A 22923-nucleotide genomic window follows, 5' to 3' on the forward strand; every position below is an offset into this window, starting at 1 on the left:
CCCAGGGGCAATTCCTGTCTTCAATTGGTTCCGGTACCCGGGGCCTCCACGTGCTCGGCAATGCGCCTGGCGGTCAACGGCCGGGTTTCGAAGGTCCGCAAATTGCCTGCCGCGGCCTGCTGAAGCACCTGCTGTGCGAAGACGGCAGGGTTGGCCACATCCAGGTGGGTCAGGTTCTCCGGGGCGTACTGCCACCACTGCGATTCCTGGAGGGCTTGGATGGTCGGCGCGTCGAAACGGTCGCGGATCTTCTTGGCCGGCAGGCCTCCGACCACGGTGAAGGGCTCAACATCGCTGGTTACTACCGAATTCGAGGCAATGACCGCGCCGTCGCCTATCGTGACCCCATGGCCCAGGGTTACCTTTTCGCCAATCCACACATCGTTGCCGATGGCGATCCTCCCCGGCTTGTAGCTGAACTGGGCGGCATCGAGCTCGACGCCGTGGTCAGCCGAGTAGGTGCGCATCAGCAGCCGCTGGTTGTAGAACACCGGGCTGGTTGACGCCCACTCCAGGGGGTGCTTGGCTCCCATCACCGTCATGCCCTTGGCAATCGAGGTGAACCGCCCAACGCTGATGGCCTTGCTGAGCTTTGAATGCGTATAGGAGAACGCGCCCATGCGCGGAAGGGCTGTTCCGCTGGTTCCCCAGAAGGTGGTGTAGGGATCCAGTGCGAGATCATCCTCGTAGCTGATCCATGCCTCGGGGTTGTAGGTGCTTCCGGTATTCTCGAAATCCTTCATGCCCGGAACCGTCATGAGGATCCGGTGGCTTTTGAGCAGCGGTCGCAGTTGGGACATCTGAATTCGCATGCGATCGAGTTTAGGGAACCGGACTTGGAGAACCTTCAATAAGCCCCGAGCGCGTGCTGGATGCCACCTGCTGCTCGGCTACTGATTGGGGCGGAAGGAGAGGTTCTTTTGCGTTGTGAAGTACGGCAGGATCTTGGATTCGGGCAGCCCCAGGCGCTTCATTTCCATGGCCTTGCCGATGCGCAGGCGCAGGTTCACGTCTACCGCTGCATCCTGGTCCTGGGTCTCGCCCAAGAGCCGGGGTTCCAAATCGAAGACCGCCAGCTGTTCATCGACGCTGGTGCTGGCCACGGCTGCGATTTCTTCCTTGCTGTCCCGATTGACGAAGACCAGCTCGAAGGTTGCTGGACCGCGCAGGTCTTCGGGTTGCGCGCGATGCTCCACGCGAACCTGCAAGCCCTGGCCGTCGGGGAAATCGACGCCTCGCAGCCTGGCTTCGAAATGCGGGACGCGGTTCTTCGCGCCAAGTTTCTTGAGCATCTTCGCTATAGACATGGTTTCTTCCCAAAGTGAGACTAGGTCACGAGCTTGGTACTCGCTGGCAAAAGTGCGGGCATGCTGCGACATCCGGGCAGCCAGGGCGGGATCGTCCATGAGCTGCTGCACCCGGTCAGCCATGGCCTGGATATCGCCATGGCGGATCAGGAAGCCGTTATGCCCATCGGTGATGCTGTCGGCTGGGCCGAAGTTGATGTCGAAGGACACCGGGATGCATCCCTGGGCCTGGGCCTCAAGGATGACCAGGGCTTGGCCCTCATTGGTCGAGGTGAATAATTGCGCCGTGCAAGAGGCGAAGTGGCGGGGGAGCTGATCGGAGTAGCCGTGGAAGATGACCGACTCGCGCAAGCCCAGCTCGACGGCTCGTTCCGCTAGCGCCGCGTATTCGCTGCCCTCGCCCACAATGTGCAGGGTTGGCTGCTTGCCGCGAAGGGCCAGTTCGTGGATGACATCCAGTGCAGCGGACACGTTCTTGTTGGGGGTCAGCGAGCCGGCAACGATGAGGTCGGTCGAGCTGCGTGCCGGCACCGGCGGTTGCACGATTGAAGGCGTCAGCGGGTTGGGAATGACGAATGCCGAGTCGGCTTCGCCGAAGCGATCGACATAGGCCTGGCGCTGCGCCAGGGTCAGGAAGACAAAAGCATCCCAGTTGGCGCGTTCCTGGATGATGGGATCGTGGCCCTTGGAGAGCTTGCCGCTGGCAAGGTCCTGCCCCCTGGCCACATGGATGCTGTGGAACGCGAACACCTTGGGCACATGCACCGGTTTCCAGGAAGCGAGCATTGCCGCGGTGTACTTGCTGTCAATGACCACCAGTGAATTCGGGTGGTCGACGATCTGCGAAAGCCAGTGGCGGTAGAAAGCCGCCGCGCTGGGAAAACGCGCCACCAGGGTTCCGCTGCGGTCATAAGCCTCAACGATACGGCGGGCCTTCCCGTCATGGAACTTCATATCGGCCAGGAAAGCCGTGCCATCGCTGCGGAAGTACGTGGTCTTCTTGACCTCGTCTTCGGGGCCCGCGACGCTGTGCTCGCAGAATAAGGGGGCGTTCTGCCCAGGGTGGTGGATGGACTCGCTTACCGTGAAGTCCAGGAAGCCGGGTTCGGCCTTCCGCTCGGGGATGCTGCCCTGCGGCTGCAGGTCATGGTTCGCCAGGTGCAGGTAGGGATTGAGCACCCGGACCTTGGGCGAAAGCTTGCCGCGTTCCACAAGTTCTTCGGCGATCTGCGGGATCTGCGCATTGGGGGCGAAGGTGATCACCGCGGCAGAACCATGCCGCTGGGCGAAAGCGGCAGCGCGCTGGGTGCAGACGGTGGTCATCCCGCCGAATTCGCGCTCAAGCTTCCACGTCACCATATAGGCGTCCAGATGCTGTTCCTTGAAATCCACTGTGAATGATCCTTAGTTTGACCACGGGAAAGTTAATTTCGCGCGAGGATATGCAGTTCCTCGCGCCAAAGTCCAGATTACGGGGTGAAACTAGGCGGGCGCTGAGAAGGCACCGTCGTGTCGGTCTCAATTGCCGCATCTGCGCAGCATGGGAAAGTGTCGGATCTTGCCGTTGGCTGCCGTGGTCGGCGTTTGCCGGGAATCAAGGCATCCATAGCCTACGAGGTGGACGTAAGCGGTTCGCTATCGGCCGTACATGGCCCAGTGCTGATGGCACCTTAAGCATCCCAGTCTCAGCAGCCGACTGCAGGCGCAAGAGTACGCGGTGCGAGGCGGAAGAGGATCTTCTGCGCAGGTACTTGTTTCCTGCCATGCGGCTTCCCAAGTTCTCAGCCGAGCCCCTGCGTAGAACGGGGCAATCTGCGAAGAGGCGAGGGTAGTCTGCTGGCGCTATGACGTGCATTGGCCGGCACGGTTCCGCCGGTAATCGGATTGGCGCTGTGCTCCCCGTCAAGGATGCTTCCTATTTCGACCGCTGCACCGGCTTCTGCCGTGACGGAATAAATGCCACCGATCGTGGTTGAATGACTATCACACTTGCGACAAGTATCTGTTACTTTTCTGGGGAATCCGTGCTCTAGGTGGCGGCGAATTTATTTATTCGGAACAGGTCCTAACGCGTTGCATGTCCAGGTAGAAAAGCGTCAGCGCGTACCGGACAGCCGGTTCGTGATCATCTTGGCCGTACGTACGAGGCTCTTACCGAAATCATTAAAATGTGATTCGGTGATTCTGCTTGTGGGGCCAGAGATTGAGACGCTTCCAATGGGTGTCCCCGAGTGATCGCAGATGGCTGCGCCCAATGATGTGATGCCCTCGCTACGTCCGTCCACGTTTATTGAGTAACCACGCTCGCGAATGGCTTGAAGTTCATCTCTGATCTTCGCAGGAGAGGTCAACGAGCGGGCGGTTCGGGCATCAAGTGGGCCAGACAGATAGTCGTCGACAAATTCGGGGTTTGACGCTGCGAGGAAAGCCAGTCCAGTTCCGGACGCATGCATTTGCAGAGTGGTGCCCAGCGCCAGGAATGCGCGAAGGGTATGCGAAGAATCTAAGCGCTCAACGACCACCATGTTGCGGCCATCTGGAACGCAGAGGTGAATTGTTTCTGAGGATTCTTCCTGTAGCGCGCTCATGGGAGCGATCGCCAAATCGCGAATGTTTTGCCGCATCCCAGTCCTGGCTGCGACTGCGTACGCGTGGTAGGTCAGGGACCAATGAGCGGCCGGCGCTTCACCTTGTTCGACCCATCCAAGCTCTTCCAAGGTCCTTAAAGCGCGTAGAACAGTTGCTTTCGGTTGTTCAAGTGTCCTAGCCAGATCAGATAAACCCACTGGCTGCAGGGTGGAAATCGCTTCGATGACGTGAATGGCGTTCACCACGCTTTGTGTGCTCATAAAAGCAGTCTAGAAGATTCGTTGACCGACCCAAAAATGTGAGCTAGCCTACAGGTAGCCAAAAATGAACCACTGGTTCACCCAATGAACCAATAGTTAATATTTTGAAGGAGGGTTTGCTATGGCAGCGCAAGTCATTGCACTCGCATTGTTCGTTTTAGTCTTCGCGGTGGCGACGTTGAGAAAAGTGCATCTAGGCGTCATTATGTTTGCATCGGCAGCGGGGGTTGGAATCTGGCTGGCAAATATGCCACTCAAAGATGTGATTTCGGGATTCCCCGTCTCAATTTTAGTTTTGCTTGTTGGCGTCACGTATTTCTTTGCTATCGCTCAAGTCAATGGCACCGTAGACCAGATTATTGAGCGTGCTGTGCTTCGTGTTGGCGATCGTGCTGCCTTGCTGCCGTTCGTATTCTTCGCATTGACTGCCGGTATCTCTGCAATGGGTTCCCCATTGGCCGGGCTAGTGATGACACCAATTGGCATGCCGCTGGCAAAGAAGTATGGGATTGACCGACTGCTGATGGGACTTGCCATAGGGTGTGGCCTGAGCGCCGGCGGGTTTGCACCGACTAGCCTCTTTGGAATCGTCACATACGGAACCGCGCATGCGGTGGATATCGATCTGAATCCACTGGTTCTGTTCGGTGTTGCTTTGGTAGCCAACTTTGTCCTATTGGTTGCCGCATTCTTCATGTTTGGTGGACTGAAACTTCTCCGTTCGAAGCGAACTGGTGAATTTGGTTCGAATCACAAGCCGAATTTTGCCCGATCCGCCGGCCTGCCCGAGCATCCATTTGAGCGCGATGGCATGACCAACCGTAGCGGTTTGATAGCGCAGAAGGTCAAGGAACGTATCGACGAAGCAGTCGCCCCAACTTCCTCTGCTCTAGCCCCATTCACCTTGATCCAGAAAGTCACGATCCTGTGCATGCTGGGCCTTGTTGCTAGCGTCATCTCACTGGCGATCGTTGGACAGGATCCAGATATCGGTGTTCTCTGCTTCGTCTTCGCAAGCATTATGACGCTGGTGGATCCAACGACCGGTAAGGGGTCAGTTTCCAAGATCGACTGGTCCACGGTTTTGATGGTCGGCGGCATTATTACCTTCGTGGGTGTACTGCAGGAAATGGGTGCGGTCGACCTGCTAGGGCAGGCCGCTAGCCAGGTTGGCACACCGCTGCTCGCCGCGCTTTTCATCTGCTTCATTGGAGGTCTAATTTCGGCCTTCGCCTCCACCACTGGCATGCTCGCAGCCTTGGTCCCCCTCGCAATCCCTCTGGTGGCCAACGGAGACATTACAGGCTGGGCCGTAATAGCCGCGCTGGGCGTCTGCTCGTCGATCGTTGACGTATCTCCGTTCTCCACCGTCGGTGCAACGCTGGTGGCCACTGTTGACGAGGATGAACGTCCCCGAATGAGTAAGTTGCTGACCCGTTGGGGAATGTCCATGGTCGTGGTTGGGCCGATCGGACTTATCAGTGTTCTCGTCGTTCCGACAATGTTCTAGCTAGCAAAAGGAGAATCACATGCTGCCATTAGAAGGTTTCACTGTTATTGATCTCAGTCGCGCATTGGCTGGACCATACTGCACTACAATGCTTGCAGATTTCGGAGCCAATGTAATCAAGGTTGAGAGCTGTGCCGGGGGAGATCCCTCGCGAAGCTGGCCACCCTTCGATCATGATGGTCGAAGCCTGTACTACGACTCGGTGAACCGCAACAAGCGCTCGTTGACTGTTGACTTCTACAGCGAGGAAGGGACAGAAACTCTCGAACATTTATTGGCTCAGGCAGACGTCCTGGTGGAGAACTTCAAATTTGGGACTCTAGCGGCCATGGGATTCGGTCCAGCCAGATTATCCGAGCTCAATCCAGGTCTGCTCCACGTGGCCATCAACGCCTACGGAGAAACTGGACCGCTGCACAATTTGCCAGGGCTCGATCAGGTGATTCAGGCGGCCAGCGGCTTGACCTCGGTTACCGGTCCTGCCGGTGGGCCGGGGTACCGTGTCGGTCTGCCTATTATCGACATCGTCTCAGGCATGAATGCGGCCTTCGGCGTGGTGACTGCTCTGCTTGGCAAGGCGCGCGGTGTTGCCACTGAGAAGGTTTCTACCTCCCTGTTTGAATCGGCGCTGGCCCTATCTGTATTTCAAGGGCAGCAGGCCATTTCAATGGGCGAGGTGCCAGTGGCGCAAGGCAATAGCCATCCGTCGATCGCTCCATATGGTGCTTACGAAACGTCTACCGAGTCGTTAGTCGTCGCGGTCTCCACCACCAAGCATTGGCTAGCCTTTGTAGAGATCCTGAATTGCAGGGAGTGGGTTCAGGACGATCGATTTGCCACAAGTGCTGCGCGGGCAAGGAACCGCGACGCTTTAGATGAAGCCATCACCGCAGCTTTGTCTGCCAAGTCAGCTGAAGAATGGATTGTCGCCTTTAGGTCATCGGGGATCCCGAGCGGACCAATTAATAACTACAAACAGGCATTCGACTCTGAGCAGGCCAAGGCGTTGGGAATCATCCAAACTGCCCTGCGCTCCGATGGTAGCAGCATATCCGTGGTTCGCAGCCCGCTTAGTAGGGATGGGGAGCTAGCCGCTGTGCGTATGGCGGCACCTGATCTAGGTGAGCACACTGATGAGATCCTTCATGAAATGGGGATTGCGCAGAAAATGCTGGTCGCGGCCGGCGCAAAGAAAGCCGAAGAGCTGCGATGACACACGCAAAAGTTGACAGGACTGTGAACACCCCTGGTCGGATTAGGGTTCGTCGGGACTCAGGAGTATCGACTCTGCTCATCTCGAATCCGAAGCGGCGGAATGCGCTTGACCAAACGATGTGCATCGAACTTGAAGAGCTCATGCTCGAACTTGATCGCGATCCACAGACTACAGTGATAGTTCTGCGCGGCGAAGGCAAGGATTTCTCTGCTGGGGCGGCGCTCAACGATCTGGAGTCTGTGCTTTTCGCAGACGTCGGCAACGGCGAAACGATAGATTATTTGTCGCGTGCAGATGCGGCAATCAGGGCAGCGCGTAAGCCGACGATCGCTCTGGTTCGTGGTGTGTGCATGGGGGGTGGTTGGCAGATCGCTGCGGCCTGCGACATATTATTGGCTGCCGATGATTGCCGTATCGCCATCACGCCAGCAAAACTGGGGATTCTCTATCCTCGTCCAGGCCTGGAACGTTTGGTGGATCGGGTGGGTGCCGACCGCGCAAAATTCTTGCTCTACTCGGGCGTCGAAGTCTCGCCCCTAAAGGCTGAAGCCTGGGGGTTGGTCAGTGAGCTGATTGAAGCTGACCTGTTCGAAGCCCAAGTGCGGGAATATTGCACGACAGTTGCCGCCCGTTCGCAATTCGCGGTGACGAGTATGGGGCATCTCGTCGACCAGTTGCATGCGCATGATGTCGACCAGCAATGGGCGCAGTTGTGGGCTGAGTTCCAAACCCATGAAGATCTAGCCCATGGGCGAGCCTCATTCTTGGCAGGGCAGAAACCGGTTTTCTCATGGCGACTAGACTGAGCGAAGCCAAGCGCCTGAGCGGTGCAAATGTGTTCGGGCAATCGAATGTGTGTAATTCGCCGAAAGCCTTGGAAGAATCGCTGAGAAAGCTCCGTCTCTTGCCCTTCGGGGCGAAACTTCCTATGGTTCAGGTTATGGGGTACTCTCCCCACACTTGTTGGAGGCGTACCGCGTCTCCGGTAAAGGACGGCACGTTATGTCGAGCAAATCCCCACGTAAGGGCGAAGCGAAAAAACCAGGCAAGAGCATCAAGGAGAAGCGCGCTGAGAAGCGGCTGAAGCACGCGGAGGGTGCTGATGATCCGGTGCGCAAGGCTGCCAGATAACCACTGATTGGATGCGGCTCCCATGTTGAGGGCCGGTAAATGAATCGAGTCCCTGCCTACGGCGAATGACGCCGAGCAGGGACTCGAATATTTTAATAGCTGAATTGCCGGGCGCCGCTTATGGCAGCTGCGGGTCGACCTCGAAGTGCTCGGCCACCTGGGTGATGACCTCATTGGCGCCCTGCAGCGAAACCGAGGAGAGGAAGATCGAGTCGTCAACCTGCATGACCTCGCCTTCCAGCTTCTCCCACAATGGGTTGGAAGTGAACTTGTCTTCCTGGGCGCGCGAAGCGTCACCCTCGGCCCCTTCCGGGGCCCAGGTGGACTGGAAGATCACTTCGGCGTCGGCCTTGAGGATCTCCTCCGGCGACAGCGGAACGAAGATCGACTCGGTGGTATCCGGGGCGTCCTTCGGGCGCGGGATGCCCATGTCCACCATGATCTCGCCGATGAACGAATCGGTGGCGTACAGGCGCGCGGTGTCCTCGCCGGCGAAGCGCAGCAGCGAGTAAGTGGTCGCGGGCTTCTTCGCCAGGATTTCCTTGCCCACCGCCGCGGCGCGGGCCTCATAGTCGGCCACCGCCTGCTGCGCCTGCTCCTGCTTGCCCAGGGCCTCGCCCAGCAGCACCACGTTTTCCTTCCAGGTCGGTCCGGTGGACTCGGAGAAGATGGTCGGGGCGATCTTGTTCAGCTGGTCGTACATGGCGCCCTGGCGCACGTCGGCGGAGATGATCACGTCCGGCTCGGTGGCCAGCAGCTTTTCCAGATCCGGCTCGGTGATGGTGCCGACGTTCACTGCCTCATCGGTCAACTCGGTGATGTCGCCGAGGTACTCGGGGAAGGGGTTGTTGCCCTTGCGGTATTCGGTGTAGGCCACCAGCTCGGCTCCCAGCAGCATGGTTGCATCCACATAGGAAGGGTCCAACGCGGCTACGCGCAGCGGGCGCTCGGCCAGCTCGGTGGTGCCGCGGAAGTGCTTGATGGCCGCAGGGAAGCTGGCGTCGGCTTCCGCGGTGGCGGCGGTTTCTGCCGGTTCGGTGCTTGGGGCCGAGCTTGCGCAGGAGGACAGGGCCAGTGCGGCCGCGGCCAAGGCGGCGCTCAGGGCGAGGATGCGGGGAGTGTGCATGCGAGTGCTTTCCGTGAAGACGATTTACTAATTCGCGCATGATGTATTTTTGCTTGCCCCATTTAGGTAAGGGTAAGCTTGGTGCGCGAGAAGAACAGTAGCATGGATCCGGTCCCTCCGGTCAAGGTCCTGCGACATAATTGATTCGCATATCCCGAACGCCCCCACCGCGCACCTCGCGGCCCGAGAAAGGCCACCGACCATCGACCGCACCACTTCGCGCATCAGCTCGCTGCTGGCCCTGGCCGCCGGCGTGGGCGCCGCCATCGGGCTCAGCCTGTGGATCGGCAGCACCACCTCCAGCTTCGCCGAGCTGCGCCACGCGCTGCTGGCCCCCGACGGGCAGGTCAGCGACATCGCCATCCGCGAGATCCGCTGGCCGCGCACCGTCACCGCGCTGGCCGCCGGCGCCGCCCTGGGCATGGCCGGCACGCTGATCCAGGGCCACACCCGCAACCCGATCGCCGAACCCGGCCTGCTGGGCATCAACCAGGGCGCGGCCCTGGCCATCGTCTCGGTCGCCGCGTTCACCGGCCCGCTGCCGGCGTGGACCCAGGCGCTGCTGGCCCTGGGCGGAGCGCTACTGGCGGCCCTGGTGGTCTTCGGCATCGGGCGGATCGACGGGCGCGGGGGATCGCCCATCACCTTGCTGCTGGTCGGCGCCGCGGTCACCGCGCTCTGCGCCGGAGTGGTCTCGGCCATCGTGCTGCTGAGCGAGGCGGCACTGGAAACCCTGCGCTTCTGGCAGGTCGGCTCCGTGGTCCAGGGCTACGAATCCTTCCTGTCGCTGTGGCCGCTGCTGGTGGCCGGCACCGTGCTGGCGCTGGCCAATGCCCGCGGGCTGAACGCACTGACCCTGGGCGAGGACTCCGCGCGCAGCCTCGGGGTCACCGCCCTGCATGCCCGCGGGCTGGGGCTGGCGGCGATCGTGGCGCTGTCCGGGCTGGCGGTCACCCTGGCCGGGCCGATCGCCTTCTTGGGCCTGCTGGTACCGCACATTTCCCGGCGCATCTTCGGCGCCGACTACCGCTGGGTAATCCCCGGCGCCGCCCTGTGCGGCGCGCTGCTGCTGTGCGTGGCCGATGTGCTCGGCCGCATGCTGGCCCGCCCCGGGGAACTGCCCGTGGGCGTGGTCATCGCGATGCTCGGCGCGCCCTTCTTCATCTACGTGGCCCGGCGCCGCAAGGCGGTCACCGTATGAGCGCCCCGGCAATCCCCAAGCCGGCTTCCGCGGTGCGCGCCCGGCGCGCTGTGGCCACCGGCATGATCCTGCTGGCCGTCGCCCTCGCGGCCTTCTGCCTGCACCTGGCCGTCGGGGGCACCCCGATCGCGCTGGGCGACGTGGTGGCCACGCTCTTCGGCGCGGCCCCGGATCCGCGCACCGAGCTGTCCATCATCGAATTCCGGCTGCCGCGCAGCGTGGCCGCGGTGCTGGCCGGGGCTGGCTTCGGAGTGGCCGGGGCGCTGACCCAGAACGTGGCGCGCAACCCGCTGGCCAGCCCCGACATCCTCGGGGTGACCAACGGCGCGGCCCTGGGCGCGGTGGCCGTGCTGGCGCTGAGCGCGCACGCCGGCGGCCGTTCCGAACTTCTGGTGCACTACGGGCTGCCCATCGCCGCCACCTTGGGCGGCTTGCTGGTCTCCGCCCTGGTCTTCGCGCTGGTCTGGCACAGTTCCCTGGAAAGCAACCGGCTGGTGCTGGTGGGCCTGGGCTTTTCCGGGCTGTGCGCCGCGCTGACCTCCTGGATGCTGACCCTGGGAGAAATCTACAACGCCCAGCAGGCGCTGACCTGGCTGGCCGGGACCATCAACGCGATCTCCTGGGCCGACCTGGCCTTCGCCCCGGTGGTCATCGTGCTGGGACTGGCCGCCGCCGCGCTGCTGCGCAACCAGCGCGAGGTGCTGGCCCTGGATTCGGACACCTCCCGCGCGCTGGGCATGAACCTTGGGCGCGACCGGGTCCTGATGCTCGGCCTCGCCTCGCTGCTGGCCATCGCCGCGACCGTGATTGCCGGCCCGCTGGCCTTCGTTGCGCTGGCCAGCGGCCATGCCGCGCGGCTGGTGTCCCGCGGCACCATCCCGCCGGTGCCGCACGCCGCGCTGATCGGGGCGATCTTCGTGCTGCTGGCCGACCTGGTTGCGGCGCGGGCTTTCCCGGTGATCCTGCCCGCCGGGGTGGCCACCGCGGTGATTGGCGCGCCGTACCTGATCTTCCTGGTCATCCGCCAGTCCAAGGTCCGCCAAGGCGGCTAGGTGCTTATCCACAGTTGGCGAAGCTTGCCAGCTCGGGACCTGGGCGGCGCGCATCATGGGTCCATGGGCATTCACCAGCTAGCCGCAGCGATCCAGGTCCTGCGCGAATCCATCACCGGGTCCCTCCCGCGCGGAGCGGTCCAAGTGCTCCTTGAGCTGATGGCTTCCTGCTGCGCGCTGCTGGCCAAGCTTTCCCAAGCCCTGCGCGAGTCCGATGACCCGCGGGTGGCGGCGGCCCATGCGCGGCTGATCGAAACGCTCTACCGCTACACCCTGCGGGAGCAATTGCACAGCGCTATCCACCTCGAATCAACCGGCGCCCACCTGCTCGAAGACGATGAGCTGGCGGCCGTCGCCGAATCGCGGGCCAGCTACGCCCGCCCCGCCCGCCAGCATTCAGGCCGCGCCCACTACCAGAACACCGGCGACTTCCTTGCCAGCTGGCTGGGGCTCAACGCCCATGAAGGGCAGCACCGGGTGGACGACGCGCACCTGCTCATCGCCCGGCGCCTCATGGATGGCAGCACCGCCGCGCCGCGCTTGTCCCAGCTGGCCAAGCTCTATGCCGAAGCACCCGCCCTGGACCCGCGGCTGGTTGCCCGCACGGCCCGCGCGCTGGATAAATTCGAGCCGGCTGACACGAGCTTCCAAGGCCGGCCGCTGGAACCCACCGCCCGCAATGAACAGGGCCAACTGCTCGAGCACCAAGCAGCCGCCCTGCTCCAGGAACCTGACCGAGCCACCCGCGAGACCATGCTCTCGGCGATGCTTTGTGCTGAACGCAAAGCCCGCAAGCAAACCAGGAACCCGGTGCCCGGAATCTATCCGCGAGGCACCGTGGGCGACTGCGACAAATACGAGCTCTATGTCTCCGGGACCCAGCGCGAAGAATTCCGCTCCACCCTGGCCCAGGCCGATAACCCGCGCACCAAGGCGGGCAAAGCCGCCCGTGCGGCCGAACCGGCCTCTGGCGCTGCGCCTGACGATGGTCAGGACACCACAGGCGGCCAGCAGGACGCGGATCCTGCGGCAAATGCCGGGCAATCAGCCGCCGACGACCTGTTCAGCAGCAAGGACCCTCCACCGCCATGGGCCCAAGGGGAGCTAGAGGAGGAGGAATCCTTGTCCGGAGCGCAGCAACAAGGTGACAAGCTTGTGGAGGAGAAGCCAGGGCACGATGCAGGTGCCCCGGGGTCTTCAGGCATCCAGGATTCTTTGCTGCTTGGCGATGGACAGGTCCCCGTGGCCCAGCGCCGGCTCAACGCACTATTGGCCGCGCTGAAGCGGCGCACGGCAGGTCCGGCACCCAATGGAATCACTCCAAGGATCGGCATCCACATCCAGCTGGGTGATCCGCAGGATCTTGGAGATCCGGCCAAGCTTTGCGCCACCACCGACCACGGGTTGAAACTCGATGCTGCGGACACCGCACAACTGATCTGCCAAGGCGAGATCTACCGGGTGGTCTTCGGCCCCGATGGGCAACCGCTGGATGTGGGACGCAAGGAACGCTTCTTCACAGACGCGATGAAACGCGCGATCTTCGCCCGAGACCGCGGATGCATCGTCCCGGGATGCACCGCACCACCGGAAATGCTCGAATACCATCACAACAACTGGTGGGAACGTGGCGGGTGCACCTCATCGCGCAATGGAAGCTGCCTGTGCCGGCGGCACCACCATGCCGTTCACGCCGGCTTGCTGACCTTGGCTTCGGTCGGGGGACTGGCGCACATCCTGCTGCCCAAGCATCTGGACCCGATGCAAATACCGCGAAGAAACAGTGTTCCGGTGGCCGCCTGAGCATTCGGAACCCCGAACTGCCCCACTCGCCAGCTCGGGCAAGAAGCTACGGGCGCGAAAGTGCGACCTTCAGTCCGAAGCCGATCAGCACCGTCCCGGTGATCCGGTCCATCCAGGACACCGACTTCGCTGAGCCCAGCCAGCGGCCAGCGATCCGTACGCCGTACACCAGGGCCACTGCCCACACCAGGGTCAGCGCAACATGCACCGCCGATAACCCCATGCCCATGAGCAGGGCGTTGGTGCCAGCAGGGGTGAACTGCGGGATGGCTGCGATATAGAAAACGCCGATCTTCGGGTTCAGCACGTTGGTCACCAGCCCGGTCAGGTAGGTACGATAACTGCTTTGCGAAATCGGGACCCGGGTAGCCGTCAACTGCTTTTCCTGCAGGCTCCGGTAGATCATTTGCCCGCCCAGAAACACCAGGTAGGCCGCCCCGGCATAGGCCAGCACCTGATAGGCCAGAGTCGATGCGGCCAGAATCGCGGAAGCTCCAGCAGCCGCGGCCGCACCCCACACGAATACTCCCGTGCAGATCCCCAGCGCCGCCAGCAGCGCTTCACCGCGTCCACGGGTGATGGCCGATCGCAGGATCAACGCGGTATCGACGCCAGGAATCAACGTCATCAAGGCGGCAACTATACTGAAAGCCAGCAATGCGGAAGCAACGGTCATGCACTCAATGCTAGACGCTTCATCTTGGCGCAGGACCCAGGGTGAGCAAGCTCATGATCTTCGACCGACGCGCGGCGCCAATTAGAGTTGGCCACCGCGCACGTACTCTGGCATAATTGCAGGGTACTCGATTTGCAGTGGCCCCTCTCTCCGCTACGAATCCTGTCCTTTTAGAATCCGACCAGTAAGGCCTGCCCCACAGGTGCTAAAAATTGGATTCGACCATGTTGAGAAACAGGAGACCACAAAAGTGGCCGTAAAGATTCGTCTGAAGCGCTTCGGTAAGATGCGCGCACCTTTCTACCGCGTTGTCGTCATGGACTCGCGCGCTAAGCGCGATGGCCGTGCCATCGAGGAGATCGGCAAGTACCACCCAACCGAGAACCCATCGGTTATCGAGATCGATTCGGATCGTGCACAGTACTGGCTGTCCGTTGGCGCTCAGCCAACCGAGCAGGTACACGCACTGCTGAAGATCACCGGTGACTGGCAGAAGTTCAAGGGCATCGATGGCCAGGAAGGCACCTACAAGGTTGCCGAGCCTAAGCCAGCATTCGTTGCTCCTGATAAGAGTTCTGTGATCCTCCCAGAGGCAATCACCAAGAAGGCTGAAAAGCCAGCTGCTGAAGAGGCAGAGGCCGAAGCTACCGAGGCTGAGTAACAGTGCTCGTTGACGCGCTAGACCACTTGGTACGCGGGGTTGTCGAGGAACCGGAAGACGTCAAGGTCGCCTTGAAGTCCACCCGCCGCGGCGACCTGCTCGAAGTACGTGTGAACCCTGAAGATCTCGGTCGTGTGATCGGACGCCAGGGACGCACCGCGCGAGCACTGCGCACCGTGATGGCAGCGTTGGCCAAGGAGCCGGTACGTGTCGATGTAATCGATACCGATCGTCGCCGAGGCTAAGCAACTTAGAGGTCTGGCTTTTAAGTTGGCTTCGAAACGAAAGGAGTTTCCGTCCTAACTAGTGACGGAAACTCCTTTCGTGTTTACCCCCTAGAATTTCCATTCCAGTCTCCCGGCACACGCCACGGAACACAGTGCAGAAAGAGCAGCAGACTATGCGATTGCAGGTTGCCCGCATCGGCAAGCCCCACGGCATCCGTGGCGAAGTCACCGCCCAGGTCATGACCGACACCCCGGAAGAGCGCTTCACCGCTGGCGAAGAACTCATCGTCGTCGACGGCCCGGTCAAGACGCTGACCATCGAGAATGCGCGCTGGAACAAGACCATCCTGCTGCTCTCCTTCAAGGAAATCGCCGACCGCAACCAGGCTGAAACCCTGCGCGGCGCGCGCCTGGAGATTGAAGTTTCCGACGAGCCGGAAGATGACTCGGACGAATGGTACGAGCATGAACTGCTGGACCTGAAGGTCATGCTCGATGGCGAGCAGGTCGGTGTCATCACCGCACTGCGCACCAATCCCGCCCAGGACCTGCTGGTCTTCGAAGACGCTGACGGCCAGGAGATCTACCTTCCTTTCGTCGACGAATTCGTCCCAGAGGTCGATCCGGAAGCCGGCATCGTGGTCATCACCCCGCCGGCAGGCCTGCTGACCTTGAACAGCGATGAAGAAAGCAGCGAAGAAGAGGGAAAAAAGTAAGCCATGCGTCTTGACGTCATCTCGATTTTCCCCGAGTACCTGCAGCCGCTCTCGCTGTCGCTGATCGGCCGCGCCGCGGAAGACGGCATCCTGGATCTGAACGTCACCAACCTGCGCGACTTCACCGCCGACAAGCACCGCAAGGTCGACGACACCCCATACGGTGGCGGCGCCGGCATGGTGATGATGCCCGAACCGTGGGGACAGGCACTGGATGCGGTGCGTCCAGCCGATGCTGGCGGCCCCAAGCCAACCCTGATCGTCCCATCGCCTGCAGGCACCGTGTTCAACCAGCAGATGGCCTATGACCTCGCCGAGGAAGAGCACCTGGTCTTCGCCTGCGGCCGCTACGAAGGCATTGATGAGCGCGTCATCGAATACGCGCACGAGAACTTCAACGTCATCCCCGTATCCATCGGCGATTACGTGCTCAACGGGGGAGAAGTGGCCGTAATGGTGATGGTGGAAGCCATCGCCCGGCTGATCCCAGGGGTCATCGGCAACCCGGAATCACTGGTGGAAGAATCCCACTCTGATATCCTGCTCGAATACCCGGTCTACACCAAGCCGGCTTCCTGGCGCGGCCGCGATGTCCCCGAAGTGCTGCTCGGTGGCAACCACCAGCGGGTGGGACGGTTCCGCCGCGATGAGCAGATCAAGCGCACCGCAGCGCGTCGCCCTGACCTGATCACCCAGCTGGATGCCGAGAGCCTGAACCGCAGGGACCGTGATGCCCTGTGGCACAGCGGATTCGCGCTCGTTGACGGTGCCATAACCCCCAAGTCCGAATTGGACTGGGCTACCGGCGCCGGTACCGAGAGCGACTAAGAGGCCAAAATCACCCGAATGCCAATTCGGGCAGACTCGCATCGGCTTCGCTGATACGGCATAATTGTTTCTTGGTGTGTTTTTGTTCGACTCCTGCCGCAGGGGGAAGTTCGAGCCACAGAAGACCACCGCACCGTTTGCTAGAGGCAATCGGTGGTACAACGTTCCGGGGATTTCACTGGTTTCGACCGGTGTCGGGCCCCGCTACGAGGATTCGGTGACCTGCGGCATTGATCCTAGGAGATGCACTATGCATATTCTTGACTCTGTTAACGCAGCCTCGCTGCGCTCCGACGTTCCAGCCTTCGGCCCAGGCGACACCCTGAAGGTTCACGTCAACATCATCGAAGGCAAGAACTCCCGTGTTCAGGTCTTCCAGGGCTACGTCCTTGGTCGCCAGGGCCAGGGTGTTGGCGAAACCTTCACCGTTCGCAAGGTTTCCTTCGGCACCGGTGTTGAGCGTACCTTCCCAGTTCACTCCCCAATCATCGAAAAGATTGAGGTTGTGACCAAGGGTGACGTTCGTCGTGCAAAGCTGTACTACATGCGCGATCGTCACGGCAAGGCTGCTCGCATCCGCGAGAAGCGCGACTTCAGCGCAAAGAAGTAATCTGCGTTCTTCAATGAACCGGATTGCACGCACTGAGCGGGCAACATTGAAGCGCCGGGCCTTTTCATGGGTCTGGCGCTTCGCTGTACTCGCCATCATTCTTGGCCTGCTGGCCACCATTGCCATTCGCGCCACCGTGGTAGACGTCTTCCATATCGAGTCAAATTCCATGGAATCCACGCTCAATCCTGGCCAGAGCATCGCCGTAGACCGCCGCGCTTACTCGGATGCCGAACCGCAGCGCGGAGACGTCATCGTTTTCGACGGCCGCGGCTCGTTCCTGCCCTATGCCAAGGCCAGCTTCGCTGATGATCTGCTCGGGGCGTTCAGCCTCACGGGCAGCAGCAACAAGTACGTCAAGCGGGTCATTGGCGTTGGGGGAGACACCGTGGAATGCTGCAACGCCGATGGGCGGCTGCGCGTCAACGGCGAACCGGTAGAAGAGCAGTACATCTTCGCCGGGGATGCTCCGAGCGAACAGGAATTCTCCATAGAAGTGCCACTTGGCCGTTTGTGGGTCATGGGGGATCACCGTTCCACTTCCAAGGATTCGCGGGCATTGCTGGGCGCGAGCGGTGGCGGAATGATCAGCGTTGAGCGCGTCACCGGTAAGGCCACCGAGGTGATTTGGCCACTTGATCAGCGCTCAGCGATCAGGTGACACGCCGTAACAACCGACGGATTTGCCAGCGCCAGATGGGTAGAACTACCCATCTGGCGCTATTTTTCTAGGTTAATGGACTTAATTCGGACGGATTTCCCGCGAATCCGAGTTGCTGTGCAATTGGTGTGTAAATTTTGCGATAACACTCAGGATTCACCAAGCTGACTTGGGCTTAGAAAGAGTAGTCCAATCTTAAACCAATGCTACTGGGTCGTAAGTTGTGACCTAGGCTGATTGAGGTAGAGCTATTTGACTAGGTGAAACGGGGTCCAGGGTTTATATTTTCGTTGGATTCTATGGTTGAAAAGCTGTGTTGTAACCAAGTATTGTTTCATTTTGGTAACAACACCTGTGCTTACGCGCGCCCTTGGGTAAGGGGACGCGCAGGCACTCGCACCATAAATCTGGGAGAAGCATTAATGCCACATCCAAAAAAGAAGACTGCGCAACGCGGCATCGTTGCTGCAGCCGCGACCGCCTTGGTGGTCGGCTCTAGCTTCATGCCTGCCGCAGCAGCGCCGACGGCCTCTGAATCGCCGTCTGCGTCCGCTACGGCTAGCGAGAAGCCATCGGCCAGCGAAAGCGCTCTGGACACCGAAGGGCTCGACAAGGCTATTGAGGAAGACCTCGATAAGTCCGTTGAAGAGTACGTCAAGGACGGGGAGACCAGCGACGCTGCTTCCAAGGTCCGCGACGAACTGACTGCGAAAGGCATTGACGCCACTGCCTCGGTGAAGGACGGCAAGGCCGAGATCACCGTAAGCAAGAAGGACGCTGCCAAGGCCAAGGAGATCGTCAAGGCCAGTGCAGCCCCGGCTCCCATCGTGGTGACCGAAGTTGACTCTCAGGTCAAGACCGTAGACAAGGTCTATACCGAGCTTCTGGCCAACATCGAACCGAAGGAACTGAAGCGCATCACCGCTATCCTTCACACCAACGATGGCTTGAAGATCTACGCTAAGGGCTTCGACGAAAAGGAAGCTGCGGCTGAACTGAAGTCCAAGTCCGCTGGCTCTCTGCCCGAGAAGCTGACCGTTGAGCAGTTCGTCGCTGAAGCTACGCATGTTGACGGCGTGGAGAGCTCGGGCGTTGCCAAGACCACCGCCGCAGAGGATGTTTACGGCGCCTTGGGATACGCAATGGATAAATCCGGCGCTCCTACTGAATTGTCGACGGTTTGCTCGCTCGGATTCACTGCTTGGACCGCTACTGGTGAAGATGCCATCATCTCAGCTGGGCACTGCTCGGAAGATGGGGCCACCAAGATTTTGGGCCTTGCTGAACAGTCGGTGCCAGGAGCGAATCCATCGCTGGGTGCAGAGCTGGGCACCTTTGGATTCAACCAGTTCGGTGGTCCGGGTAATTCCGGTTTAACTGCCGACGAGCTGAACTCCATGACTGAGGAAGAGTTCAATAGCCTGGAACCAGGTACCGACATCTCGGTTATCGATGACATTAATCCTGCGCTGAACTTGCACGCTGCTGTGTCCAAATGGGCTGACGGCAAGGAACCTCGCGATGAAGTTATCAACGTGACGGGCATGACCAAGGCACTAGTTGGGTCGGAAGCTTGCTCTTCGGGTCGTACCACCGGTTGGAGCTGCTCCCCGATCATCGGTGAAGGTGTCTTCTTCGTCGGTGGCTCGGACGGTACTTACCGTTCGGTAGCTGGCTATGTCGCTGAAAATGCCGGCCAGAAGGTGCTTGACCAGGGTGACTCCGGTGGCCCGATGCTCGTTGGCAGCAAGGCTGCCGGCATCAACTCGGCCAACGCCGAAGGTGAAGACCTGCAGCCAAACACCGCTGATGATATCGCCATGTACACCTCGCTCGATGATGTCTTCGACAAGGGCTACATTGATGGCTACACGCTGAAGCTGCATATCAACACCCCAGCCATCACCGTAGAAAATGGTGCTGAGGTGGAAGCCGGCGATGCGATTTCTGGCACCGTTTCAGGAGCAGCTTCAGGAACCAAAGTCGACATAGTTGTTGACGGTAAGCTCTTTGCCACCGTTGATGTAGTCGATGGCCAGTTCAACTTCACTGCCCCAGAGGAATTGGGAGAATTCAGCTTCACTGTTCAGGCGAAGAATGGATTTAACGAGTCGGCAACGGAAAGCGGAAACGTAGTCATTGTCGCTGCGCCAACTCCAACTCCAACTCCTACTCCAACTCCTACTCCAACTCCTACTCCAACTCCTACTCCAACTCCTACTCCAACTGAGTCGGAGGAGCCAAGCGAGACTGCAACTCCTACTCCAACTGAGTCGGAGGAGCCAAGCGAGACTGCAACTCCTACTCCAACTGAGTCGGAGGAGCCAAGTGAGACTCCTACCGCGTCTCCTTCGCCTTCGGAATCTGAGACCAAGTCGGAAGAGCCTTCGACCTCGCCATCGCCTTCCGAGGATGGCAAGTCCGAAGCTCCGAAGGACCAGAAGGACGACGAGCCAAGCAAGTCTGCAACTCCAAAGGAAACTCCTAAGAAGGAAGATCCATTGGCAGATACCGGTTCGAGCAGCGTTCCGCTGATCGCCGCCGGTGGCGCAATGGCCCTGGCCGGCGCGGCATTCCTGCTGTTCCGCCGCAGCGCACGTCGCCACGGCTAAGGGATTCTGTTCCGGCGGGACTGGATCCTGCTGAAAGTGCCCCGCTACTTGAGAACAAGTAGCGGGGCATTTTTACTTGGCACACATGTAGCTCCTTGGTTGCTCTACGAATTTGGCATTAGTCTCATAGCTAAGATCGTTGGGGCAACGTGAATATCACCGAGGTGTAAATTATGAATTTCAACGCTAGAACTTCACGCACGCCAATCATGCTGGCCTCTACTGCCGCCATGGCCGCCCTATTGCTAACCGGCTGCGGTCAGGGAACCGACCCAGGCACGCAGGCTACGGCCAGCGCCACGGCATCGGAATCCTCGCAGCAAACAGAAAACTCGAGCGAGAACGCCATGGACCAAGACGCACTGCTCCAGACCAACGACCAGCTCTCCGAGGCTTTGGGCGATGAATACGTCCAGGGTTGGATCAAGGACGGGCAGCTGAACGTTTCGACCACCAGCGAAGCGCAACTATCCGCTATTGAAGAAGCCGGGGCCATCGGGCACCTAGTCCAATTCAGCAGCGAAGAGCTTCGCTCGGCGATCTCCGAAATCATGAAGTGGCAAGGCAAGCAGGAAAACCCTGTGCGCAGCGCCATTCATGCATACACGCTGAATCCTGAAACGGGCGGCATCACCTTGTCGGTGGACAATAGCCAGCTGGACGAAGTCCAACAGCTGATCGAAGCTGAGAAGCCCATCGGTGAAATCCCGGTGGACTACAAGCAGAGCGGTGGCATCATGTCGCCTGCTGCCACCCAGTAGCCAGCAGTCCGCTTGATCGGGCGCACCAATGGCCAGTCCCTTCGCCGGGCCTGGCCATTGGTGCGTTTCTGAGCAACTGGCCGTGGCTGTGCAATGATCCGTTGCGCCTAATAAGACACGTAAGATGGGGATAACACGCGACAATGGAAGGTACTAATCGAATCGTGAGCGCAGCATCAGCAGAGACTCCTCCAAGCAGGGGACCACTTTACAAAATATGGCGCTTCGTCCGCGAGATTGTCATCATTATCGCGATCGCGCTGTTGCTCTCGTTCGTGATCAAAACCTTCTTCTTCCGTGCCTACTACATCCCATCAGGCTCCATGGAGCATACCCTTGAGGTCAACGACAGGATTTTCGCCAACCTCATGGTTCCCGGGCCATTCGAGCTGGAACGCGGCGACGTTGTCGTCTTCCGCGATGACCAGGAATGGCTGCCACCGCTGACCGAGTACCCCACCGCATTCCAGAACGTGCTCTCCTTTGTCGGCGTGCTTCCAGCGGCCGATGAGCAGTACCTGGTCAAGCGCATCATCGGCATGCCCGGTGACACCGTGGAATGCTGCACCGCTGAAGGCGCCATCACCATCAACGGCGAGCCAATCGACGAGCCGTACATCTATGACGGCGACAACCCGTCAGACATGGAATTCAAGGCGACCGTCCCAGAAGGAAAACTTTGGGTGATGGGTGATCACCGCGGTGCCAGTGCGGATTCCCGCTTCCATGCTGATCGCCAAGGCGGGTTCGTCGACATTGAATCCGTCCAAGGTCGCGCTTCGGTGATCTCCTGGCCTACCTCGCGCTGGGGCACCATCGACTCCCATGAAGAAGTCTTCGGCAACGTCCCGCACGCAGTGGCTGAGTAGAGTACCCGCCCATGGCCGTTTCCAAGAACAAGGCAACCACACTAGAACACGAGCGCGCCCTGGCCGCCAAGCATGGGGTCCGCTACATCGCGGCCGTCGATGAGGTGGGACGTGGCGCCTTGGCTGGTCCGATCACCGTCGGAATGACGGTGATAGATATCCAGCAGGTCACCGAATTCCCAGAGCTGCGCGACTCCAAGCTGCTAAGCCCGGAAACCCGTACGGAACTGGTCGAACCGGTTCGCCAGTGGGCCGTGGGCTTTGGCGTCGGGCACGCCTCTGCCGCTGAAATCGACGAGCTCGGAGTCACCGGCGCCCTGCGCCTGGCCGGATCGCGGGCCATGGAGCAGTGCGCGGTTCAGCCCGAGGCGGCGCTCCTGGATGGCAGCTACGACTGGCTGACCGCACCGGAACCTGACCTCTTCGACATCCTGGCCGATGACCGCGAACCCGTGGGCCTGCGCATACCGGTAACTACCATCATCAAAGGCGACATGACCTGCCAGGCGATCGCGGGAGCTTCCATCCTGGCCAAGGTCGAACGCGATGGAATCATGGTTGAACTGGCCACCGGGCATCCGGCCTTTGGCTGGGAGATCAACAAGGGGTATGCCACCGCTGCGCATCGTGCCGCGATCGTTGCCCAGGGACCCTGCGACTACCACCGCAAGAGCTGGAACTTGACTTCGGGTGCTGATCAGGCCCAAGGTGAAGCCACAACAAAGAAAGCAAAGTGATGGCTGCCGACGACCTGGAAAACTACGAGTCCGACATGGAACTGCAGCTATACCGCGAGTACAAGACCGTGGTGGGGCTGTTCAATTACGTGGTCGAGACCGAGCGCCGCTTCTACCTGGCCAACCAGGTGGACGTGAAAACCCTGTCCAACGCCGGGGAAGTGTACTTCGAGCTGAGCCTCACCGACGCGTGGGTCTGGGACATCTACCGCCAAGGGCGCTTCGTGAAGTCCGTGAAGGTGTTGACCTTCAAGGACGTCAACGTCGAAGAGCTGAATCCCGACGAGTTCCAGATCCCCAAGGAGGGGCTGGGATCCTGAGCAGCACCCGCGCCAAAGCCGAAGGCCGGGGCCGGCACGTCCAAAATGCG

General features: G+C 60.3%; 23 protein-coding genes. 18 read left to right on the forward strand and 5 right to left on the reverse strand.

Annotation, left to right across the window (positions count from 1 at the left end; translation table 11 throughout):
- Positions 1–20 precede the first annotated feature (20 nt).
- The 3 genes from ACRDT3_RS17565 to ACRDT3_RS17575 form a co-directional block, all read right to left on the reverse strand.
- Positions 21–800 carry a CatB-related O-acetyltransferase gene (locus ACRDT3_RS17565; protein WP_431494220.1) on the reverse strand — a complete coding sequence of 260 codons (780 nt, stop codon included), beginning with the start codon at positions 798–800 and terminating at the stop codon, positions 21–23.
- Between the two features lie 90 nt (positions 801–890).
- A complete protein-coding gene (locus tag ACRDT3_RS17570; RefSeq protein WP_431494221.1) occupies positions 891–2699 on the reverse strand; it encodes a glycosyltransferase in 1809 nt (602 codons plus the stop codon).
- A gap of 704 nt (positions 2700–3403) precedes the next feature.
- Positions 3404–4156 carry an IclR family transcriptional regulator gene (locus ACRDT3_RS17575; RefSeq protein ID WP_431494222.1) on the reverse strand — a complete coding sequence of 251 codons (753 nt, stop codon included), beginning with the start codon at positions 4154–4156 and terminating at the stop codon, positions 3404–3406.
- A gap of 121 nt (positions 4157–4277) precedes the next feature.
- Between ACRDT3_RS17575 and ACRDT3_RS17580 the strand changes: the two genes are divergently transcribed.
- From ACRDT3_RS17580 to ACRDT3_RS17595, 4 genes are all read left to right on the forward strand, one after another.
- Positions 4278–5666: an SLC13 family permease gene (locus ACRDT3_RS17580; RefSeq protein WP_431494223.1), complete on the forward strand. Its 1389-nt coding sequence runs from the start codon at positions 4278–4280 to the stop codon at positions 5664–5666.
- A gap of 19 nt (positions 5667–5685) precedes the next feature.
- Positions 5686–6879, forward strand: coding sequence for a CaiB/BaiF CoA transferase family protein (locus tag ACRDT3_RS17585; protein ID WP_431494224.1), 1194 nt, complete (start codon positions 5686–5688; stop codon positions 6877–6879).
- A complete protein-coding gene (locus ACRDT3_RS17590) occupies positions 6876–7688 on the forward strand; it encodes an enoyl-CoA hydratase/isomerase family protein (RefSeq protein ID WP_431494225.1) in 813 nt (270 codons plus the stop codon). Before ACRDT3_RS17585 ends, ACRDT3_RS17590 begins: the two co-directional genes overlap by 4 nt.
- A gap of 196 nt (positions 7689–7884) precedes the next feature.
- On the forward strand, positions 7885–8013 hold the full coding sequence (locus tag ACRDT3_RS17595; protein ID WP_431494226.1) for a hypothetical protein: 129 nt from the start codon (positions 7885–7887) through the stop codon (positions 8011–8013).
- Between the two features lie 118 nt (positions 8014–8131).
- Here the strand turns inward: ACRDT3_RS17595 and ACRDT3_RS17600 are convergent, their stop codons facing one another.
- Positions 8132–9139, reverse strand: a complete 1008-nt coding sequence (locus ACRDT3_RS17600; RefSeq protein WP_431494227.1) for an ABC transporter substrate-binding protein — start codon at positions 9137–9139, stop codon at positions 8132–8134.
- A gap of 253 nt (positions 9140–9392) precedes the next feature.
- Between ACRDT3_RS17600 and ACRDT3_RS17605 the strand changes: the two genes are divergently transcribed.
- Genes ACRDT3_RS17605 through ACRDT3_RS17615 form a run of 3 tightly spaced genes read left to right on the forward strand, consistent with a single transcriptional unit; the run spans position 9393 to position 13195 of the window.
- A complete protein-coding gene (locus ACRDT3_RS17605) occupies positions 9393–10340 on the forward strand; it encodes a FecCD family ABC transporter permease (RefSeq protein WP_431494228.1) in 948 nt (315 codons plus the stop codon).
- Positions 10337–11392 (forward strand): FecCD family ABC transporter permease, encoded by a 1056-nt coding sequence (locus ACRDT3_RS17610; RefSeq protein WP_431494229.1) that lies wholly within the window; start codon positions 10337–10339, stop codon positions 11390–11392. Before ACRDT3_RS17605 ends, ACRDT3_RS17610 begins: the two co-directional genes overlap by 4 nt.
- Positions 11393–13195, forward strand: a complete 1803-nt coding sequence (locus ACRDT3_RS17615; protein WP_431494230.1) for a hypothetical protein — start codon at positions 11393–11395, stop codon at positions 13193–13195.
- Between the two features lie 46 nt (positions 13196–13241).
- Here the strand turns inward: ACRDT3_RS17615 and ACRDT3_RS17620 are convergent, their stop codons facing one another.
- Positions 13242–13871: a LysE family translocator gene (locus tag ACRDT3_RS17620; RefSeq protein WP_431494231.1), complete on the reverse strand. Its 630-nt coding sequence runs from the start codon at positions 13869–13871 to the stop codon at positions 13242–13244.
- Positions 13872–14121: 250 nt separating this feature from the next.
- Between ACRDT3_RS17620 and rpsP the strand changes: the two genes are divergently transcribed.
- The 11 genes from rpsP to ACRDT3_RS17675 all read left to right on the forward strand — a co-directional run bounded on the left by rpsP (position 14122) and on the right by ACRDT3_RS17675 (position 22873).
- Complete coding sequence (gene rpsP / locus ACRDT3_RS17625; RefSeq protein ID WP_431494232.1) at positions 14122–14532, forward strand: 30S ribosomal protein S16; 411 nt, start codon at positions 14122–14124, stop codon at positions 14530–14532.
- 2 nt (positions 14533–14534) lie between these two features.
- Entirely contained in the window at positions 14535–14777 is a 243-nt protein-coding gene (locus ACRDT3_RS17630; RefSeq protein ID WP_038991490.1) for an RNA-binding protein, read from the forward strand.
- Positions 14778–14932: 155 nt separating this feature from the next.
- Positions 14933–15475: a ribosome maturation factor RimM gene (rimM, locus tag ACRDT3_RS17635; protein ID WP_431494233.1), complete on the forward strand. Its 543-nt coding sequence runs from the start codon at positions 14933–14935 to the stop codon at positions 15473–15475.
- Positions 15476–15478: 3 nt separating this feature from the next.
- On the forward strand, positions 15479–16303 hold the full coding sequence (gene trmD / locus ACRDT3_RS17640) for a tRNA (guanosine(37)-N1)-methyltransferase TrmD (RefSeq protein ID WP_431494234.1): 825 nt from the start codon (positions 15479–15481) through the stop codon (positions 16301–16303).
- Between the two features lie 250 nt (positions 16304–16553).
- Positions 16554–16913, forward strand: coding sequence for a 50S ribosomal protein L19 (rplS, locus tag ACRDT3_RS17645; RefSeq protein WP_133833440.1), 360 nt, complete (start codon positions 16554–16556; stop codon positions 16911–16913).
- 13 nt (positions 16914–16926) lie between these two features.
- On the forward strand, positions 16927–17574 hold the full coding sequence (gene lepB / locus ACRDT3_RS17650; protein ID WP_431494235.1) for a signal peptidase I: 648 nt from the start codon (positions 16927–16929) through the stop codon (positions 17572–17574).
- Between the two features lie 422 nt (positions 17575–17996).
- Positions 17997–20186, forward strand: a complete 2190-nt coding sequence (locus ACRDT3_RS17655; RefSeq protein ID WP_431494236.1) for a trypsin-like serine protease — start codon at positions 17997–17999, stop codon at positions 20184–20186.
- Between the two features lie 173 nt (positions 20187–20359).
- On the forward strand, positions 20360–20947 hold the full coding sequence (locus ACRDT3_RS17660; protein WP_431494237.1) for a hypothetical protein: 588 nt from the start codon (positions 20360–20362) through the stop codon (positions 20945–20947).
- 164 nt (positions 20948–21111) lie between these two features.
- Positions 21112–21816, forward strand: coding sequence for a signal peptidase I (lepB, locus tag ACRDT3_RS17665; protein ID WP_431494238.1), 705 nt, complete (start codon positions 21112–21114; stop codon positions 21814–21816).
- Positions 21817–21827: 11 nt separating this feature from the next.
- Positions 21828–22553, forward strand: coding sequence for a ribonuclease HII (locus tag ACRDT3_RS17670; protein ID WP_431494239.1), 726 nt, complete (start codon positions 21828–21830; stop codon positions 22551–22553).
- Complete coding sequence (locus tag ACRDT3_RS17675) at positions 22553–22873, forward strand: DUF2469 domain-containing protein (protein ID WP_431494240.1); 321 nt, start codon at positions 22553–22555, stop codon at positions 22871–22873. The genes ACRDT3_RS17670 and ACRDT3_RS17675 overlap by 1 nt, the downstream gene beginning before the upstream one ends.
- Positions 22874–22923: the final 50 nt, after the last annotated feature.

Origin of the sequence: Glutamicibacter sp., from assembly GCF_050701915.1 — a bacterium.
Taxonomy (GTDB): Bacteria; Actinomycetota; Actinomycetes; order Actinomycetales; family Micrococcaceae; genus Glutamicibacter.